The sequence below is a fragment of the Leisingera sp. UBA4491 genome, from assembly GCF_002388965.1.
GTDB lineage: Bacteria > Pseudomonadota > Alphaproteobacteria > Rhodobacterales > Rhodobacteraceae > Leisingera > Leisingera aquaemixtae.
Genome location: NZ_DGNN01000029.1, coordinates 150,164 through 169,304 on the forward strand (window position 1 = coordinate 150,164; position 19,141 = coordinate 169,304).

Genomic DNA, 19,141 nt, shown 5'->3' on the forward strand with positions numbered 1-19,141 from the left:
GGCATTCCAGCCCGGCGGCGCTGTGTCAATGCGCCTCGGCCCAGTTCTTCCCGCGGCCCGCATCCACCACCAGTTTCACGTCCAGATGCACCGCCGGATCGGCGGCGTTTTCCATCACTTCGCGGGCGGCGGCGATGGTCTCCTCCACGGCCGCCTCCGGCACTTCGAACAAAAGTTCGTCATGCACCTGCAGCAGCATCCGCGCGGGCAGGTGGGCAATCGCCTCCGGCATCCGGATCATCGCCCGGCGGATCACATCCGCCGCGGTGCCCTGGATCGGCGCGTTGATCGCCGCGCGCTTGGCAAAGCCCGCCTTCGGCCCCTTGGCGTTGATCTCCGCGGTGTGGATCTTGCGCCCGAACAGGGTTTGCACATAGCCGTGCTCCTTGGCGAACTCCACGGTGGAGTCCATGTACTTGCGGATGCCCGGGAAGCGCTCGAAATAGCGGTCGATGAAGCCCTGCGCGTCTTTGCGCGGGATGCGCAGGTTGCGCGCCAGGCCAAAGCCGGAAATGCCGTAGATCACACCGAAGTTGATCGCCTTGGCCTGACGGCGGATTTCCGGCGTCATCTCCTCCAGCGGCACCCCGAACATCTCCGAGGCGGTCAGGGCGTGAATGTCCTGCCCCTCGGCAAAGGCCTGCTGCAGCGTCTCGATCCCGGCCATATGGGCCAGGATCCGCAGCTCAATCTGGCTGTAGTCGAGCGACAGCAGCACATTGCCCTCTTCCGCCACAAACGCCTCGCGGATGCGCCGCCCCTCTTCGGAGCGGACGGGGATATTCTGCAGGTTCGGATCGGTCGAGGCCATGCGCCCGGTGCTTGCCCCGGTCTGGGCATAGGATGTATGCACCCGCCCGGTGTCCGGATTGATATGGTCCTGCAGCGCATCCGTGTAGGTCGACTTCAGCTTGCTGAGCTGCCGCCAGTCCAAGACCCGCCGGGGCAGGTCATGTTCGGTCGCCAGATCCTCCAGGATATCGGCGCCGGTGGAGTACTTGCCGTTTTTGCCGCGCTTGCCGCCTTCCAGCCCCATCTTGTCGAACAGGATCTCGCCCAGCTGCGCAGGCGAGCCGACGTTGAAGGTCTCGCCCGCGAGTTCATGGATCTCCGCTTCCAGACCGGCCATCTTCTGGGCAAAGGCATTGGACATGCGGGAAAGCGTATCGCGGTCCACCTTGATGCCGTTGCGCTCCATCTCCGCCAGCACCGGCACCAGCGGCCGCTCCAGCGTTTCATAGACCGTCGTCACCCGCTCCTGATGCAGCTGCGGCTTGAAGGTCTGCCACAGGCGCAGGGTGATGTCGGCGTCCTCGGCGGCATAAGGCACCGCGTCCTCAATCGGCACCCGGTCAAAGGTGATCGCCGATTTGCCGCTGCCCAAGAGCGGCTTGATCGGGATCGGCGTGTGATCCAGATAGCGCTCCGACAACGCATCCATGCCATGCCCGTGCAGGCCCGCGTGCAGCGCATAGGACATCAGCATGGTGTCGTCGATCGGCGCCACATCCACCCCGTAGCGGTGCAGGATCTTGGCGTCGTATTTCATGTTCTGGCCGATCTTCAGGATCGCCGGATCCTCCAGAACCGGTTTCAGCATCGCGACCGCTTCTTCCAGCGGCATCTGCCCCTCCGACAGGCCTTCGCCGCCGAACAGGTCATCGCCCCCGGCCTTATGCGCCAAGGGGATATAGCAGGCCTCGCCCGCCTCCACGCACAGCGAGATGCCGACCAGATCGACGACCATCTCATCCAGACCCGTGGTCTCGGTGTCCACCGCCACCCAGCCGCGCTCGCGGATGCGGTCCACCCAGACCTGCAGGGCGGCGGCGTCGCGGACGCATTCGTATTTTTCCTTGTCAAAGGGCACGGCTTCCGGCGCCTCTGCCGCCGCGGAAACGGGCGCTGCGGCGGGCGCCTCCGGGATTGCCGGCGCCTCCACGCCCAGCCGGTCGGCCATGCGCTTGGACAGGGTGCGGAACTCCATCTCGGTCAGGAAGGTCATCAGGGTGTCCGCGTCCGGCTCCATCACCTCCAGATCGTCCAGGGTGAAGTCCAGCTCCATATCGCAGTCCAGCTGCACCAGCTTCTTCGACAGCTCGATCTGCTCCCGCATCTCGATCAGCGTCTGGCGGCGCTTGGGCTGCTTGATCTCTTCCGCGCGGTCCAGCAATTCCTCAAGCGAGCCGAATTCGTTGATCAGCAGCGCGGCGGTCTTGATCCCGATCCCCGGCGCGCCCGGCACGTTATCGACCGAGTCGCCCGCCAGCGCCTGCACGTCCACCACCCGGTCGGGGCCGACGCCGAACTTCTCCACCACGCCGTCGCTGTCGATGCGCTTGTTCTTCATCGCATCCAGCATCTCGACGCCGCCGCCGACCAGCTGCATCAGGTCCTTGTCCGACGAGATGATCGTCACCCGACCGCCGGCCGCGCGCGCCTGGCAGGCCAGCGTGGCGATGATGTCATCGGCCTCGAAGCCTTCGACTTCCTTGCAGGCGATGTTGAAGGCCTTGGTCGCCTCGCGGGTCAGCGGGAACTGCGGCACCAGATCCTCCGGCGCGGGCGGGCGGTTGGCCTTGTACTGGTCGTACATCTCGTTGCGGAAGGACATGCCGGAATGGTCAAAGATCACCGCCACATGGGTCGGCGCATCCGGGCCCTTGTTGTCCTCCACCTGCTTGAACAGCATGTTGCAAAAGCCCGCCACGGCCCCAATCGGCAGCCCGTCGGATTTGCGGGTCAAGGGCGGCAGCGCGTGATAGGCGCGGAAGATGAAGGCCGAGCCGTCGATCAGATGCAGATGGCAGCCCTTGCCGAATGTTGTCCCGCTCATGTGCGCCGCGCTCCCGTTGGAAATCCGTTCGTGTTCTGTTTCCCGGTTATCGGTGATCCTGCGGGGAAGGGCAATTGCCGTTTGCCGGCGGCGGCGGGAACCGGCAGCGGCGGTCCGGCGCCGTCTCGCGCCGCCCATGTTCCAGCCGCGGCCCGCCTGTGATAGACCTGCGGCCTCCCTTCATTGCACAGCAGGATCGAACCCCATGCAGCTCAACGGAAAAACGGTCATTGTCACGGGCGGCAGCGATGGCATCGGCAAGCACATCTGCCTGAAACTGGCCGCCGCGGGCTGCAAGCTGGCAATTCTGGGCCGCAACCAGGCGCGGCTGGACCAGGCGGCAGGGGAGGCCCGCAGCCTCGGCGCCCCCGAGGCGCGCAGCTACGCGGCGGACATGACCGATCCGGCGGCGGTTGCGGCTGCCGCAGCAGACATCCTGCGGGACTTCGGCAGCGTCGATATCCTGATCAACAATGCGGGCATCTGGCACAAGGCGGGGCCGCTCGACAGCATTTCAGAGGAGATGCTGATGGCCACTGTGCAGACCAACCTGACCGGCCTGATGCAGCTGACCCGCCACCTGCTGCCCGCGCTGCGCACCCGCGACGAGGCCGCGATTCTGAACGTCGCCTCCAAATCCGGGGTGGCCGCCCAAGCGGGGCAGTCGGTCTACACCGCCACCAAATACGGCGTGCGCGGCTTTACCGATGTGCTGAAGCTGGATGAGGCGGAGACCGGCGTGCGCGTCGCGGGCCTCTATCAAAGCGGCACCAACACCGGGATGTTCGCCAAGGCGGGCGAAGACGTCCCCAACCACATCTTCACCGAGCCGGAGGATCTGGCGGATGTGGTGGTTTTCATGCTGTCGCGCCCGCCGAAACTGTGGATGCACGAGGTCCGCGTCGAGCTGTAAGCGCAGCACAGCCTGCTGCCGGGGCCGCCGCGGGGCAGGGGCCTAGAACACGCCCATGCTGAGGCCCGCCCCCAAGGCCAGCCCCAGGTCGCAGCAGGCCTGCAGCTGATCCTCGGGGATCACCTTTTCTGCCAAAATGGCCTCCGGCGTCTGCGCATGGGTGCAAATAATCAGCGGCGCCTGCACCTCTTTCAGGCGCCAGCCGGTGGCAATCCGCGCGCATTGCCGCGCCGCGTTTTCCCCGTCCGATCCGGCGCAGACCATCTGCGCATAGGGCCGCCCCTCGATCTTTCCCAGCACCGGGTAATAGCAGCGGTCGAAAAACTCTTTCATCTGGCCGGACAAGGCCGCCAGATTCTCCGGCGCGCAGAAGATATAGCCGCTTGCGGCCAGCAGATCGCCTGGCCCGGCGTCTTCGGCCCGTTTCAGGACGGTCCCGATCTCCTCCCGCGCCGCCGCTGCCGCAGCCTCCGCCATCTGGCGGCTGCCGCCGGTGCGTGTGTGGTAAACGATCAAGAGCTGTGCCATCGCTGCCGCCCGCCTGTTGCGCTCCCGCGGCAGCTTACCGGGTGCCTGCAAATTTCTTCAAAGAAATTTGGCCGGAAAATCCGGATTTTCCGGGACCCGGCCTCCGCCTGAACGGTGTCACGCTGCCCGGGTCACTCCGCCGCCTTGGCCGTGTCCCGGTAGACGTATTTGCAGTCGCAATAGGGGCATTCCACGAAATTCTCGTCCTCGGGGATCAGCAGATACACCCGCGGATGCCCCAGCGCGCCTTCGCTGCCGTCACAGGCCACCTTGCGGCTGTCCACGATCTTGGTTTCCGGCGCTTCGATGCTCATGGCTGGCAGTCCTTTCGGTTTTCGGCTAGGCGCATTTATGAGCCAAGCAAATACCGGGGGCAAGAGCGGCGATGAGCGCAGATGCAATCCAACTCAAAGCTTTGCGCAAAATCTATGGCGGCTATAAAGGCCAGCCCGAGAAACACGCGCTGAAGGGGGTCGATCTGACGGTGCCGCGCGGCTCCGTCTTTGGCCTGCTGGGGCCCAATGGTGCGGGCAAATCGACGCTGATCAACATCCTGGCGGGGCTGGTGCGCAAGACCTCCGGCAAGGTGACGATCTGGGGCTTTGACCAGGACGAGAACCCGCGCCAGAGCCGCGCCGCCATCGGGGTGATGCCGCAGGAACTGAACCTTGATCCCTTCTTCACCCCGCGCGGCGCGCTGGAGGTGCAGGCGGGGCTTTACGGCGTGCCGAAGAACGAGCGCCACAGCGACGAGATCCTGCGCATGGTGGGTCTGGAGGACAAGGCGGAGGCCTATGCCCGGACCCTGTCCGGCGGCATGCGGCGGCGGCTCTTGCTGGGCAAGGCGCTGGTCCACCGCCCCTCGGTCCTGGTGCTGGATGAACCCACCGCGGGCGTCGATATCGAACTGCGCCAGATGCTGTGGGAGAACATCCGCAAACTGAACGCCCAAGGCATGACCATCATCCTCACCACCCACTACCTGGAGGAGGCGGAGGAGATGTGCGACGAGATCGCCATCATCAACCAGGGCGAGGTGGTGGCGCGCGACACCAAGGCCAGCCTGCTGGGCCGGCTGGATGCCAAGACCATGGTGGTGCATCCGGCAGAGCCCGCCGCGGCGCTGCCGCAGGGCGCAGGCATCGAGGCCAGCTTGCGCGAAGACGGCGCCGTGGTGCTGCGCTACCGCAGCCAGGCAACCAGCGCCGAGGACGTGCTGGCCGCGGTCCGCGCCGCCGGGATCAGTATCCGCGACGTGAAGACCGAGGAAGCCGATCTGGAGGATGTCTTCCTCTCGCTGACGAAAACGGTGTCATAATTTCCATTTGCACCGCCTGGCCGATAGGCCGGGCAGCGCCCGTCCCGCCCCCCGTCATGCCGGAGGCGCGCTTCCAGCACGACGCGGGCGCTTCGCTTCCCACCCCGCCGGGACGTGCGCTGCCTTCAGAGTCCTGAGGCCAACGTGGAGTTCTGCACACCAACTCCTCCTCACCCCCGGTCAACCCGCGCCTGATAGCAATTATTGCGCGCCGACCGGATGTGGATGTAGGCGACCCGCTCATCCGCGAAAATCGCCTCGGCCCGCCCCATCATCTCCGCCTGCGGGATGACACTGCCGGTGCCATAGACGATCCGGTGATCCGCGCTGTAGCCCTTGATCAGGTAATCGGGGGAGCCTTCCAGAACCTCCGGCACCTGCTCGCCCTCATGCCGCTTGCAGTGATCCGCACACAGAAAGACCGGCCCGGTCTCGGCATAGGGCTGCGCCTCGGGAAAGGGGCGGTGGGCCAGGATCAGCATTTCTGCGCCTTCGGGGATGTATTTCAGGCAATGGCGGCAGGGGTTGGCGCCGCCGTCCGATACCGTGCGCTCCGGCATCTGGCCATGTGCGTCTGGCCCGCCCTCTTGCAGCGCGCGGACAATCTCTGTGGGCAGGGCGGTGATTCTGGGCATGGTCTGTCTCCTTTTGCTGCCGGGATCCTGCCGCATCCCGCGCGCGGCAATCGACCCGGATCCTGCGCATCCCGCAGGCCGCGGGGGCGCTCCCGCCCGCCGGGCGGGCATTGGAAATGCCCTGCGGCGGTTGGGCCGGGCGCCGCGCTGGCGCGCGGCGCGGGGCACGTCGCGGCAGGTGCGTCCGGTGCGACTCCACATAAGAACAAAACGGGAATATCATGCGGCCCATGTTTGCCGAATTCGCCTGCCTGTCCAACTTCACCTTCCTCACCGGGGCCTCCCACCCCGAGGAGTATGCGGCCCGCGCGCTGGAGCTGGGCATCGCGGCCCTCGCCATTGCCGACGAAAACTCGGTGGCGGGCATCGTGCGCGCCCATGCGGAGTGCCGCAGCATCGCCCGCCGGGTGCGCGAGCGGCAGGCCTGGGACCGCCGCAACACCCCGATCGGCCCGCCGCGCCCCGCGGGCATCCCGCAGCCCCCGTCTTTCCCGGTTTATGACACCGTGCGGCTGATCCCGGCGGCGCGGCTGGTCTTCACCGACGCGCCGGAGGTGATCGCGCTGCCGCAGACCCGCACCGGCTGGGGCAGCCTGACGCGGCTGGTCTCCACCGGGCGGCTGAGGGCCGAGAAGGGCAGCTGCACCCTGCACCTTGCCGACCTTCTGAAATTTGCGGACGGCCTGCACCTGCTCCTGCTGCCGCAGGCGCAACACCTGCGGGGCGGCGCGGGCGGATGGGGGCCGCATACGGACGCGCTGACGCGCCGCTTTGGCGGGCGGATGCACCTGCTGATGACGCCCGCCTATGACGGCGGCGACCGGGCGCGGTTTGCGCAGCTCGCAGATCTCGCCAGCCGCCTCGATCTGCCGCTTCTCGCCAGTGCCGCGCCCAGGATGCACCACGGCCGCCGCCGCCGCCTGGGCGACGTGCTGAGTGCCATCCGCCTGCGCTGCAAGGTGGAGGAGCTGGGCCGTGCCGCCATGGCCAATGGCGAGCAGCGGTTGCGGTCCGAAGGTGAAATGCGCCGCCTGTTCCGGGGCTATGAGGCGGCGGTGGACAATGCCGCCCGGCTGGCGGACCGGCTCACCTTCTCGCTGGATGAGCTGCGCTATGACTACCCGGACGAGGGGCGCGGCAGCGAAACCCCGCCGCAGCGGCTGCGGCGGCTGGCCGAAGAGGGCCTGCAATGGCGCTACCCGGGCGGCGCGCCGGACAAGGTGCGCGGCCTGCTGGAGCATGAGCTGGCCCTGATCGCCAAGCTGAAATACGACCCCTATTTCCTCACCGTGCGCGACATCGTCGCCTTTGCCCGCTCCCGCGGCATCCTCTGCCAGGGCCGCGGCTCGGCGGCGAACTCGGTGGTCTGCTACTGCCTGGGCGTCACCTCGGTCAGCCCGGAACTGGGCACCATGGTGTTCGAACGCTTCGTCAGCGAGGCCCGCGACGAGCCGCCCGACATCGACGTCGACTTCGAGCATGAGCGGCGCGAGGAGGTGATCCAGTGGATCTATGAGCGTTATGGGCGGGAGCGCGCAGGGCTGTGCGCCACGGTGATCCACTACCGCGGCAAGCGCGCCATCCGCGAGGTGGGCCGCGCCATGGGCCTGACCGAAGACACCATCTCGGCGCTTTCCTCGCAGCTCTGGGGTTTTTTCAGCACCAAGGGCGTGGAGGCCGAGCGGATGCGCGAGATCGGGCTGGACCCGAACAGCCGCCGCCTGCAGCTGACGATGCAGCTGGTGGAGGAGATCATCGGCTTCCCGCGCCACCTGAGCCAGCACGTGGGCGGCTTCATCATCACCCAAGGCCGTCTGGACGAGCTGGTCCCCATTGAGAACGCCACCATGGAGGGCCGCACGGTGATCTGCTGGGACAAGGATGACATCGACACGCTGGGCATCCTCAAGGTCGATGTGCTGTCGCTGGGTATGCTCACCTGCATCCGCAAGGCGTTTGATCTGATGCGCCAGCACCACCAGCTGGACTACAGCCTCGCCACCCTGCCGCCGGAGGACCCAGCGGTCTATAACATGCTGTGCCGGGCCGACAGCATCGGGGTGTTCCAGGTCGAAAGCCGGGCGCAGATGAACTTTCTGCCCAGGATGCGGCCGCGCTGTTTCTATGACCTGGTGATCGAGGTCGCCATCGTCCGCCCCGGCCCGATCCAGGGCGACATGGTGCACCCCTATATCCGCCGCAGGAACGGCGAGGAGCCGGTGCATTTCCCGTCCGACGCGCTGGGCGAGGTCTTGGGCAAGACCCTGGGCGTGCCGCTGTTTCAGGAGCAGGCGATGCAGATCGCCATCGTCGGCGCCGGTTTCACGCCGGAACAGGCCGACCGGCTGCGCCGCTCGCTCGCGACCTTCAAGAAACACGGCAACGTCAGCGAGTTCCGCAGCCTGTTCCTGCGCGGCATGGCGCAGAACGGCTATGATGCGGCGTTCTCCGAGCGCTGCTTTTCGCAGATCGAGGGGTTCGGCTCCTACGGCTTCCCGGAAAGCCATGCGGCGAGTTTCGCGCTCCTGGTCTATGCCTCGGCCTGGATCAAATGCCACCATCCGGGGATCTTTGCCTGCGCGCTCTTGAACGCCCAGCCGATGGGGTTTTACGCGCCCGCCCAGATCGTGCGCGATGCCCGCGCGCACGGGGTGGAGGTGCGCCCGGTCTGTATCAACAATTCCTACTGGGACAACGTGATGGAGCCTGACGGCCACGGCGGGCTGGCGCTGCGGCTGGGGTTCCGGCAGGTGAAGGGCCTGCGGGATGAGGACGCCGCCTGGCTGACCGCGGCGCGCGGCAACGGCTACACGGAGGTGGAGGACGTCTGGCGCAAGGCGGGGCTGGCGCCGCCGGTGATCGAGCGGCTGGCGGAGGCGGATGCCTTTGCCGCGCTGGGGATGAACCGGCGGGAAGCCTTATGGGCGGCCAAGGCGGTCTCGGCCCGCAAGCCGCTGCCGCTGTTTGCCCGCGAACTGGACGGCGAGGCGATTCATGAGCCGGAGGCCAGCCTGCCGCAGATGGGGCTGGGCGAGGAGGTGGTGGAGGATTACGTCGCCATGCGGCTGAGCCTGCGGGCGCATCCGGTGGCGCTGATCCGGCATCTGCTGACGCCGCAGGACACCGGCGGCGGGGCGGAGGGCGGACCGGGGATTTGAGTATTTGGGGAAAGATGAAAGGCGCAGGGCGGGTTTGCGCCTGATCTTGCGGCTGATAACGCCAACTGCGGCAGGAATGGCGGTTCACCCCGGCGCGGCGAGGCGTTAGAAGGCTTGCGAACCTTTCCTTGCCCCGGAGTCTGACCCATGACCGCACCCAAACCCGTTGTCCTGTGCATTCTCGATGGCTGGGGCAGTGCGGAGCCGGGCAAGGCCAACGCGCCTTATCTGGCGGACACCCCCGCGTTTGACGCCATCATGGCCAAGGGGCCGAGCGCAAAGCTGATCACCCACGGGCCGGATGTGGGCTTGCCGACCGGGCAGATGGGCAACTCCGAGGTCGGCCACACCAACATCGGCGCGGGCCGGGTGGTGGCGATGGACCTGGGCCAGATCGACCTGGCGATCGAGGATGGCAGCTTCTTTGAAAACGAGGCGCTGCAGGCGTTTACCGCCAAGCTGAAGGAGACCGGCGGTGCGGCGCATCTGATGGGGCTGGTCTCGGACGGCGGCGTGCACGGGCATATCAGCCACATCCTGGCGGCGGTGAAGGCGATCACCAGTGCCGGCGTGCCGGTCTGGCTGCATGCCATCACCGACGGCCGCGACGTGGCGCCGAAATCGGCGTTCGGCTATTTCCGCGAACTGGAAGAAAAGCTGCCCGAAGGCGCGCGGATCGCCACCGTCACCGGGCGTTATTTTGCGATGGACCGCGACAACCGCTGGGGCCGCGTGAGCGAAGCCTATGACGCGATGATCCATGCCAAGGGGCGCCCGGGGCTGAACGCCCATGGCGCGGTGGACCATGCCTATAACCAATCCGAGACCGATGAATTCATCGCGGCCACCGTGCTGCAGGGCTATTCGGGGGTGAAGGACGGCGACGGGTTTTTCTGCCTGAACTTCCGCGCCGACCGGGCGCGGGAGATCCTGCGCGCCATCGGCGAGCCGGGCTTTGCGGAGTTCGATCCCGGCGCGCGGCCCAAGCTGGCGGCGCTGATGGGCATGGTGGAATATTCCGATGCTCATAATGATTACATGACCACCTGCTATCCCAAGGCGGCCATCGTCAACACGCTGGGCGAATGGGTGGCCAAACAGGGCAAGCGCCAGTTCCGCCTGGCCGAGACCGAAAAATACCCGCATGTCACCTTCTTCCTGAACGGCGGCAAGGAAGAGCCGGAGGTGGGCGAGGACCGCTTTATGCCGAAGTCGCCGAATGTGGCGACCTATGATTTGCAGCCGGAGATGAGCGCGCCGGAAGTGACGGCGAAATTCGTCGAGGCGATCGAGGCGGGCTATGACCTGATTGTCACCAACTATGCCAATCCCGACATGGTCGGCCACACCGGTGATCTGAAGGCGGCGATCCGTGCCTGCGAGGCGGTGGACCAGGGGCTGGCCCAGGTGGTTCAGGCGCTGGAGAAGGCGGGCGGCGCGATGATCGTCACCGCCGACCACGGCAATTGCGAGGTGATGGTGGACCCGGTGACCGGCGGCGCCCATACCGCCCATACGCTGAACCTGGTGCCGGCGGTGCTGGTCGGCGGGCCGGAGGGCGCGCGGCTGCGCGACGGGCGGCTGGCCGATCTGGCGCCGACCCTGCTGGAGCTTATGGGGCTGGAGAAGCCGGCCGAAATGACCGGGGAGAGCCTGCTGTCATGATCCGGCGGGCGGGCCTGTTGCTGCTGGGGCTGCTGGCGGCGCCCCTGCCGGCGGCTGCCAACCCGGCGTCCGCGGCGCGCGAGGCGGCGGCAGAGCTGGAGGCTGCCTCGGTGCAATTGCAGGAAGCCGCCAGTTCCCGCGACCGGGTGAAGGCGCTGACCTCGGCCGTGCAGGCCTATGAGGCCGGGCTGGCGGCGATGCGCGACGGCTTGCGCCGGGTGGCGCGGCGCGAGGCGCAGCTGAGCGCCCAGCTGGCGGCGCGGCAGGAGGAGGTCTCGGGGCTGTTGGGGATCATCCAGACGATTGAGACCTCGCCGCCGCCGGTCCTGATGGTGCATCCCTCCGGGCCTTTGGGCGCGGCGCGCTCCGCCATGATGCTGGCCGAGGTGACGCCGGCGCTGCACGCCAAGGCGCAGTCGCTGAAGACGGATCTGGACGAGGTGCAGAGCTTGCGGCTGCTGCAGCAGAACGCCGCCAGGACGCTGGAGGAGGGGCTGGCGGGCGTGCAGTCCGCGCGGGTGCAGCTGTCGACCGCGATTGCCGACCGCACCACGCTGCCCAAGCGCTTCACCGCCGATCCGGTGCGCACCGCGATCCTGATCTCCTCGACCGAGACGCTGTCGGGGTTTGCCGACGGGCTGGCCGAAATCGCGGATGGCGAAATCGCCGAATCCAGCGCCGATATCAGCGATCTGCGCGGCACCCTGCCGCTGCCGGTCGAAGGGCTGGTGCTGCGCGGCTACGGCGAGCGCGATGCGGCGGGGATTGCCCGCCCGGGCCTGCTGATCGCCGCCCGCCCGCGGGCGCTGGTGACCGCGCCCGCCGCCGCCACCATCCGGTACCGCGGGCCGCTTCTGGATCTGGGCAACGTGGTGATTCTGGAGCCGCAGCCGGAGACCCTGTTTGTGCTGTCCGGGCTGGCCGAGGTGTTCGGCGAGGCGGGGCAGGTGATCCCCGAGGGCACCCCCGTCGGCCTGATGAGCGGCGAAAACCCCGGGCCGGACGCAATTCTGTCAACAAGCGGTGAAGGGGGTGGAACTGACCGGACAGAAACGCTCTATATAGAAGTGAGAATGGACAACAGCCCGGTGGATCCGGAAACATGGTTCCGCACTGGAAAAGGTGGATGAAGGCTTGATGAAAAAATTTGCGATGGCCGCCCTGGGCGGCACGCTGGCAGGGATTGTCGCCACGACATATGTTGCAGGCCCCTTGCTGGCGCAGGAAGGCACGCGCGAGGCCAATGTCTATGAGCAGCTGGACCTGTTCGGCGACATCTTCGAGCGCATCCGCGCGCAATACGTCGAGGAAGTCGACGAGAAGGAGCTGATCGAGGCGGCGATCGGCGGAATGCTGACCTCGCTGGATCCGCATTCCAGCTACCTGTCGCCGGATGACGCGGCCAGCATGCGGGTGCAGACCCGCGGCGAATTCGGCGGTCTCGGGATCGAGGTCACCCAGGAAGAGGGTTTTGTCAAAGTCGTCTCCCCCATCGACGGCACCCCGGCGGATGAGGCCGGCATGGAAGCCGGCGATTTCATCACCCATGTGGACGGCGAAAGCGTGCTGGGCCTGTCGCTGGACGAGGCGGTTACCATGATGCGCGGGCCGGTCGGCTCGGAGATCGTGATCACCGTGGTGCGCGAGGGCGAGGATGAGCCGTTCGACGTCTCGATCATCCGCGACACCATCACGCTGACCGCGGTGCGCAGCCGTATCGAAGGCGATACCGTGGTGATGCGGATCACCACCTTTAACGATCAGACCACGCCGAACCTGGAAGCGGGCCTGAAGGAGCAGATCGAGGAAGCTGGCGGCCTGGATCAGGTGAACGGCATCGTTCTGGACCTGCGCAACAACCCGGGCGGCCTGCTGAACCAGGCGATCCAGGTGGCCGACAGCTTCCTGGAGTCGGGTGAGATCGTCTCCACCCGCGGCCGCGACCCGGAGGATGGCGAGCGGTTCAATGCCACCCCGGGCGATCTGGCCGACGGCAAGCCGATCGTGGTGCTGATCAACGGCGGCTCGGCCTCGGCGTCGGAAATCGTGGCGGGTGCGCTGCAGGACCACCGCCGGGCGATTGTCGTGGGCACCAAGTCGTTTGGCAAAGGATCGGTGCAGACGGTGATGCCGCTGAAGGGCGACGGCGCCATGCGCCTGACCACCGCGCGCTATTACACGCCGTCGGGCCGGTCGATCCAGGCGCTGGGCGTGTCGCCCGATATCGTGGTGGAGCAGCCCCGCCGGGTGGCCGCGACGGAGGAGGAGGAGGACGCTGCTGCCGCCCGCCGCTCCCGTTCGGAAGCCGACCTGCGCGGCCGTCTGAGCAATGACTCCCTGAGCGAGGATGAGATCCGCCAGATCGAGGAAGAGCGCGAGAAGGCCGAGAAAGCCGCCGAGCTGCGCGAGGAGGATTACCAGCTGGCCTATGCCATCGACATTCTGAAGGGGATGGTCGCGCTGGGGCCGAAGTAAACCCGCCGCAACACCGCAGCACAAAGGGGCCGTCCGGTTGGGCGGCCTTTTTTCTGTCTGCATGGCCGCCGGGTCTGGCGGGGGTGGTTGCTGTGCCGTTTAAGCGCTGTGTCCCGATGAAAGGGGGCGGCGCCGCCGGGTGGAGGTGGACAGACCCTGCGGGGGGCCTGCTCGGACAAGCTCGCTTGGACGACCCCCTTTTTATCAGGGCCGGTCTCCGGGTGTTGCGCAGGCAGCCGCACAGATGCCTGCGCCTCGTATCATGGCCCTTGCGCGGGGCCATGGCGGGTGATCTCGATCGCCTGGCAGGATGGCATAGCGGGGTGAGGATCAGGTGAAGGGGGCGTGCGGCGGGGACGCAACACCTTGCCCGGATGAAGGTGCGCAGCCCTCTGTGGAAAACGGGAAACCGAAACCAAGAGGTCCGCGTTTTCTTTTCAGGCAGCTTCGCCCGCGCCCTTGCGTCATCGCGAAAATAAACGCCCGATATCCGGCGTACTGACCGGGCGGGCTGGTCTATGCTCCGGCCATGATGTTTGACCTGCCTGATTCCAAGACCCTGTATCAAGCTTTGCTGGACCGTGACGCCGCCTATGAGGGGCGCGCCTATGTCGGCGTGACCTCCACCGGCATCTTCTGCCGGCTGACCTGCCCGGCGCGCAAGCCGAAGTTCGAGAACTGCCGGTTCCATGCCACCCCCGGCGACTGTATCGAGGCGGGGTTCCGCGCCTGCAAGCGCTGCAAGCCCTTGGCCGCTGCCGCCGGCGATGATCCGATGGTGCAGGACCTGCTGGCGCGGCTGGAGGAACGGCCGGCCTACCGCTGGGGCGAAGGCGACCTTGCCCGGCTGGGGCTGGATGCCTCGACCGTGCGGCGCGCCTTCAAGCGGCATTTCGGCATGACTTTCCTGGAGATGGCGCGGCAGCGGCGGCTGCGCGAGGGCTTTACCGCGCTGAAGGCGGGCGAGCCGGTGATTGCGGCGCAGATCGATGCGGGGTTTGAAAGCGCCAGCGCCTTTCGCGCGGCCTTTGCCAGGCTGGTGGGGATTGCGCCCGGCGCCTTCCGCAAGGATGCGCTGCTGCTGGCGGACTGGATCGACACGCCTTTGGGCGCGATGATTGCGATCAGCTGCGCCCATCAGCTGCATCTGCTGGAGTTTGCCGATCGCAAGGCGCTGCCGCGGGAGGTGGCGAAACTGCAAAAGGCGCAGCCCGGCGGTTTGGGCTTTGGCCGCCCTGCGCCGACCGAACAGATTGCCGGGGAGCTGCGCGGCTACTTTGCCGGCGCGGGCGCGGATTTCCGCACCCCGCTGGCGCTGCATGGCACCGCGTTTGAACGCGAGGTCTGGCGCTGTCTGCTGGCCATTCCGGCGGGGGAGACCCGCAGCTATTCGCAGATCGCGCGGGAGCTGGGGCGGCCTTCGGCCGCGCGGGCGGTGGCGCGGGCCAATGGCACCAACCAGCTGGCGCTGGTGGTGCCCTGCCACCGGGTGCTGTCGGCGGATGGCGCGCTGACCGGCTATGGCGGCGGCTTGTGGCGCAAGCAAAGGCTGATAGAAATTGAGACAGGCTACAGACAAAGGATTTCAGCATGACATATTCCGACCGCGCGGGAGCTTTTGCGGCGCTGCACCAGCCGGGCAATCCGGTGGTGCTTTACAACATCTGGGACACCGGCAGCGCCAAGGCGGTTGCCGGGGCCGGGGCCAAGGCGCTGGCGACCGGCAGTTTCCCGGTGGCGGCGGCGCAGGGGTTTCCCGATGGCGAGCAGATCCCGCTGGAGTTCGTGCTGGGCAATGCAGAGCGCATCGTTGCGGCCACGGATCTGCCGGTGACGATTGATTTCGAGGGCGGCTATGCCAGCGAACCGGAGCAGCTGACCGTCAATGCGACGCGGCTGGCGCACACCGGCGCGGTGGGGCTGAACTTCGAGGATCAGGTGGTCGGCACTGCGGATCTGTACGGCATCATCGAGCAGGCCCGCCGGGTGACCGCGGTGCGGGCGGCCCATGCGGATATGTTCGTCAACGCGCGCACCGATCTGTTTCTGAAGGAAAAGGATGCCGCCAAGCACGGCGCCCTGCTGTCGGAGGCGCTGGAGCGCGGGGCGGCCTATGCCGAAGCGGGCGCCAACGGCTTTTTCGTGCCGGGGCTGAGCGATCCCGACCTGATTGCCCGGGTCTGCGAGGCGAGTGCGCTGCCGGTCAACACGATGATGCGCGGCATTACGCTGGAGACCGCGCGGCAGGCGGGCGTCGCGCGCTGCAGCTACGGGCCGATCCCGCACGCGAAACTGATGCAGGTGCTGGCGGAGCAGTTTCAGGCGCTGGAGTAGGCGGCTTGGCTGTGCGTTCGATCAATTGCTGATCTTGCGCCCGGCCGGCAGGCCGGGCAGCGCCGGGACATCAATTCAGGACGTTTCCAGGCAGTGGCGGCGGAAGGCGCGCTTGAGCATGTCCAGCTCGGCGCGCAGCAGCTCCACCTCGGCGCGCAGGTCGTCGGCCACCGCCTCGCCGCCGATCAGGGTGAAATCGCCCAGCCGGGTGCTGCTGGCGGCGTCGAAGACCACGAAGGTCTGCACCCCGTCGGCCACGGCCTCAGCCGGGACCGGCACCGCCAGCGTCCATTCGCCGCCGGTCTCGCCCTCGCTGAGCCGGACGTCCTGGACCGGCTGATCCTGGAACATCACAGTAATGTCCGGCCTGGCGCCGCTGGCGGGGGCGTTGCCGATCCGGCCTTCCCAGACGCCGTTGCGGAAGCGGATTTTGGTCAGTGTCAGATCGCTCATGTCAGGTCACTCATGTCCAGTCACACATGGGGCAGGGCGGCTCAGATCGCCGCGCGGCGGTGGCGCGAGAAGGTCAGGTCGCGCAGGATCACCTGGTTCATGTCGGGCGCCTCGAAGATCAGGTCGAACCAGATCTTTTCGATCCGCTTTTCGTTCAGGCGGGAATAGGCCAGGTCGAATTCCACCACGATGTTCTTTTCCTCCATCGGCAGCTCGCGCACGATCTGTTCGGTGTTGGGGCCGTGCTGGATGTTGAGCCGGGCGAAGATCTCGATCGGCTTTTCAGACTCGATGATGCTGTCCACCCGCAGGAGGTGCTGGCGGGTCATGCCGGTGGCGGCTTCGGGCGGCAGGTCAATGACCAGCGACAGGAAGGAGCCGTCGAATTTGAACACGTCCATGCGCAGCCCGAAGGGGGCGAGATCCTCCTCGCGGGTGTTGCGGAGCTGGCGCAGGGTCAGTTCGGAGAAGGCGCAGTCGTGGAACAGCTGCACCTCATCGCCCAGCCGCGCCTTGGGCGGGGCCGAGGCCAGACCGCGTTCGGGCAGGGGGCCGCGCCACAGCTCCGGGCGCCAGGACCAGTCGGTGCCATGCGGGCGCGGAAAGAAGGAAGAGCCGATCTGCGGCAGCGCCAGGCGGCCGTCGGCGGTGTGAATGAGCCGGTCCAGATGGGTGCGCAGCTGGCGGGCCTGGTTGCGCTGGCGGCGCAGCTCCGCCAGCGGTGCGCGCGCCGAGTCCTCAGCCGCTGCGCGCCAGCGGCGCAGGCTGCGCAGATGCATCAGCCGGTCCAAAATCCTGCCCATCGTGCTCTCTCTTGCCTGTTCGAGGTCTTGCTGGCCTGTCCGGCCCCGGCGCGGCTGGCCGCGGGGGCTGGCGGCAGTGTAACCGGGCCGCGCTATTGAAATAAACCGGCAATCCGCTGGCTGAGCCCGCGTTTTTTGCGGGGGGCGGCCGCTTTGGCCCCCGTATCAGGGCCTGCGGGTCGGAACCGGGGCCGCAGCGCTGCGGGTGCGGCTGCTGCCGGGGCCTGCGCGGCCTGCGCCTGTTCCAGGGCCGGCAAGGTGGAGGCCTCCAGCGTGCGGTGGGCCGCCTCGTTCAGCAGGGCGGCGCCATGGCTACCGAGGGCGCTGCTGCCATCGGGCGCGTAAAGCGCCAGCGCGATCAGGTGGCGGTCCAGCACAAAGGCGCCGCGCCAGTGCACCGGGCTGGCGCCCTTTGCCACGGCCTGAGGGAATTCCAGCCGCACCAGCGGCAGCAGCTGGTCCTCGCGGCTTTCCAGCAGCCGGGCGCCGGGGAACATGGCGGCGATGTCGCTGGCCCGCGGCGCCAGGGCGTTCTGCCTGGCGGGGCCGATGGAGGCGGTCAGCACCGCCGCCTTGCGGGCGCCGAACCAGCCGCGCCCTTCCAGGCGGCTGCAATGGGCGATCAGGGCAAAGCCGCCGCCGGCCTGCGGCAGGCTGCTGCGGCGGTCGAAACAGTAGCCTGCCGGCGCGGCCAGCATTACCTCGCCGTTGGCAAAGGGCATCACCTGGCCGTCCTTCCGGGCAACGGGGTCTGCGCTGCGGGCGGCAAAGGACAGCTCCTGCGGCGCAGGGCTGCAGGCGGTCAGCAGCGCACCGGTCAGCGCCGCGGCAACGGCCTTGGCCATTTGCCCAAAGATCGGCGCCTTTCCGCCGTCTGGCGGAAAAGGCGCGGGTTTTCCGCTGGTTGTTCTGCTCACTTCTGCCCCTGCCGGTCTTGTTTTTTCCCAAATTCATAGCGGGCGGGCGCGCAGACGGGCAAGAGCGAACCGGTCCCGGGCACCGGTGCCTTGCCTTGGCGTTGCAGCAATGCATAACGTTGGCGCACCTTGCCGCCACCCGGTCCGGAGGAACCATGCTGCACAGTCACAGCTACAGAGCGCATGAGGCCTTGGTGCGGTTTGCCCGGGTGCAGCCGCAGCTGTGGCGGCTGATGCTGGGGCTGGTGCTGGTGGCGGCGGTCAGTTTTGCGATGACGGCAGCGCTGCAGGTGACGGTGGCGGGGCTGTTCCCCGGCGCCTGGCTGCAAGGGCTGGCCGATGGCAGCAATCCGGGCGCGATGCTGGTGCTTTTGGGCAGCTTTGCCTTCCTGTCGCTGGGGGTGGCGATGGCGGCGCGGCTGTTCCATCAGCGCAGCTTTGCCACCGTGACCGGGCATCTGCGGCCGCTGGTGCGGCAGTTCGGCCGCGTCAGCCTGTACCTGCTGGGCCTCGGCCTGCTGCTGATGACCCTGCCGCCCTATGGCATGGGCCCGCCGATGACCCCGAACCTGCCGTTCTGGACCTGGCTGGGCATCCTGCCGCTGTCCGCCGCCGCGGTCCTGGTGCAGACCGGGTCTGAGGAAATCCTGTTCCGCGGCTATATCCAGCAGGCGCTGGCGGCGCGGTTCCGCAGCCCCGTGGTCTGGCTGGTGGTGCCCTCGGCGCTGTTTGCGCTGGGCCACTACCTGCCCGCCGACGCCGGGGAGAATGCGCTGCTGATCACCGCCTGGGCCGGGCTGTTCGGGCTGCTGATGGCGGACCTGACGGCGCGGGCCGGCACCCTGGGCCCGGCGATGGCGGTGCATTTCTTCAACAACGCCGCAGCACTCCTGCTGTTTGCCTCGCCGACCAGCCTGAACGGGCTGGCGTTGTACCTGATCCCCTTCGATATGGGCGACACCGGCAACCTGCGCCCGTGGATGGCCGTCGACTTTGCGCTGATGCTGGTCAGCTGGCTGACAGCACGGCTTGCCATACGCCGCTGATTGCAATTGCGGCAAATGCGCCTTATCTGGGGGGCAAACCGCGCCCCCGGAGAGGCAAGC

16 protein-coding genes are annotated in these 19,141 nt (G+C 67.4%); 9 read left to right on the forward strand and 7 right to left on the reverse strand.

Annotation, left to right across the window (positions count from 1 at the left end; translation table 11 throughout):
* Positions 1-25 precede the first annotated feature (25 nt).
* Complete coding sequence (polA, locus tag B2P87_RS18410) at positions 26-2,836, reverse strand: DNA polymerase I (protein WP_141891863.1); 2,811 nt, start codon at positions 2,834-2,836, stop codon at positions 26-28.
* Between the two features lie 205 nt (positions 2,837-3,041).
* On the opposite strand from polA, the gene B2P87_RS18415 reads away from it, so the two are divergent.
* Entirely contained in the window at positions 3,042-3,749 is a 708-nt protein-coding gene (locus B2P87_RS18415) for an SDR family NAD(P)-dependent oxidoreductase (protein ID WP_141891864.1), read from the forward strand.
* Positions 3,750-3,791: 42 nt separating this feature from the next.
* Here the strand turns inward: B2P87_RS18415 and B2P87_RS18420 are convergent, their stop codons facing one another.
* Positions 3,792-4,277 (reverse strand): NAD(P)H-dependent oxidoreductase, encoded by a 486-nt coding sequence (locus B2P87_RS18420; protein WP_141891865.1) that lies wholly within the window; start codon positions 4,275-4,277, stop codon positions 3,792-3,794.
* 131 nt (positions 4,278-4,408) lie between these two features.
* On the reverse strand, positions 4,409-4,591 hold the full coding sequence (locus B2P87_RS18425; RefSeq protein ID WP_058285389.1) for a zinc-finger domain-containing protein: 183 nt from the start codon (positions 4,589-4,591) through the stop codon (positions 4,409-4,411).
* A gap of 71 nt (positions 4,592-4,662) precedes the next feature.
* On the opposite strand from B2P87_RS18425, the gene B2P87_RS18430 reads away from it, so the two are divergent.
* Entirely contained in the window at positions 4,663-5,595 is a 933-nt protein-coding gene (locus B2P87_RS18430; RefSeq protein ID WP_141891866.1) for an ABC transporter ATP-binding protein, read from the forward strand.
* Positions 5,596-5,765: 170 nt separating this feature from the next.
* Here B2P87_RS18430 and B2P87_RS18435 read toward each other — a convergent pair whose 3' ends face one another.
* A complete protein-coding gene (locus B2P87_RS18435) occupies positions 5,766-6,230 on the reverse strand; it encodes a DUF1203 domain-containing protein (RefSeq protein ID WP_141891867.1) in 465 nt (154 codons plus the stop codon).
* A gap of 230 nt (positions 6,231-6,460) precedes the next feature.
* Between B2P87_RS18435 and B2P87_RS18440 the strand changes: the two genes are divergently transcribed.
* The 6 genes from B2P87_RS18440 to B2P87_RS18465 all read left to right on the forward strand — a co-directional run bounded on the left by B2P87_RS18440 (position 6,461) and on the right by B2P87_RS18465 (position 15,862).
* Positions 6,461-9,388: an error-prone DNA polymerase gene (locus B2P87_RS18440; RefSeq protein WP_141892140.1), complete on the forward strand. Its 2,928-nt coding sequence runs from the start codon at positions 6,461-6,463 to the stop codon at positions 9,386-9,388.
* Between the two features lie 147 nt (positions 9,389-9,535).
* Entirely contained in the window at positions 9,536-11,053 is a 1,518-nt protein-coding gene (gene gpmI / locus B2P87_RS18445) for a 2,3-bisphosphoglycerate-independent phosphoglycerate mutase (RefSeq protein WP_141891868.1), read from the forward strand.
* Entirely contained in the window at positions 11,050-12,183 is a 1,134-nt protein-coding gene (locus tag B2P87_RS18450) for a murein hydrolase activator EnvC family protein (protein WP_058285393.1), read from the forward strand. Before gpmI ends, B2P87_RS18450 begins: the two co-directional genes overlap by 4 nt.
* Before the next feature lie 7 nt (positions 12,184-12,190).
* Positions 12,191-13,528, forward strand: coding sequence for a S41 family peptidase (locus B2P87_RS18455; protein ID WP_058285505.1), 1,338 nt, complete (start codon positions 12,191-12,193; stop codon positions 13,526-13,528).
* A gap of 529 nt (positions 13,529-14,057) precedes the next feature.
* Positions 14,058-15,122, forward strand: coding sequence for a bifunctional transcriptional activator/DNA repair enzyme AdaA (locus B2P87_RS18460; RefSeq protein WP_141891869.1), 1,065 nt, complete (start codon positions 14,058-14,060; stop codon positions 15,120-15,122).
* On the forward strand, positions 15,119-15,862 hold the full coding sequence (locus B2P87_RS18465; protein WP_141891870.1) for an isocitrate lyase/PEP mutase family protein: 744 nt from the start codon (positions 15,119-15,121) through the stop codon (positions 15,860-15,862). The genes B2P87_RS18460 and B2P87_RS18465 overlap by 4 nt, the downstream gene beginning before the upstream one ends.
* Positions 15,863-15,937: 75 nt before the next feature.
* Here B2P87_RS18465 and B2P87_RS18470 read toward each other — a convergent pair whose 3' ends face one another.
* From B2P87_RS18470 to B2P87_RS18480, 3 genes are all read right to left on the reverse strand, one after another.
* Positions 15,938-16,315: a hypothetical protein gene (locus B2P87_RS18470; protein WP_141891871.1), complete on the reverse strand. Its 378-nt coding sequence runs from the start codon at positions 16,313-16,315 to the stop codon at positions 15,938-15,940.
* 41 nt (positions 16,316-16,356) lie between these two features.
* A complete protein-coding gene (locus B2P87_RS18475) occupies positions 16,357-17,118 on the reverse strand; it encodes a DUF6478 family protein (RefSeq protein ID WP_141891872.1) in 762 nt (253 codons plus the stop codon).
* Between the two features lie 92 nt (positions 17,119-17,210).
* Positions 17,211-17,963, reverse strand: a complete 753-nt coding sequence (locus B2P87_RS18480) for a hypothetical protein (protein WP_244940756.1) — start codon at positions 17,961-17,963, stop codon at positions 17,211-17,213.
* Positions 17,964-18,190: 227 nt separating this feature from the next.
* On the opposite strand from B2P87_RS18480, the gene B2P87_RS18485 reads away from it, so the two are divergent.
* The gene (locus B2P87_RS18485) at positions 18,191-19,081 is read left to right on the forward strand and encodes a CPBP family intramembrane glutamic endopeptidase (RefSeq protein WP_141891874.1); all 891 of its coding nucleotides are present in this window, start codon (positions 18,191-18,193) and stop codon (positions 19,079-19,081) included.
* Positions 19,082-19,141 lie beyond the last annotated feature (60 nt).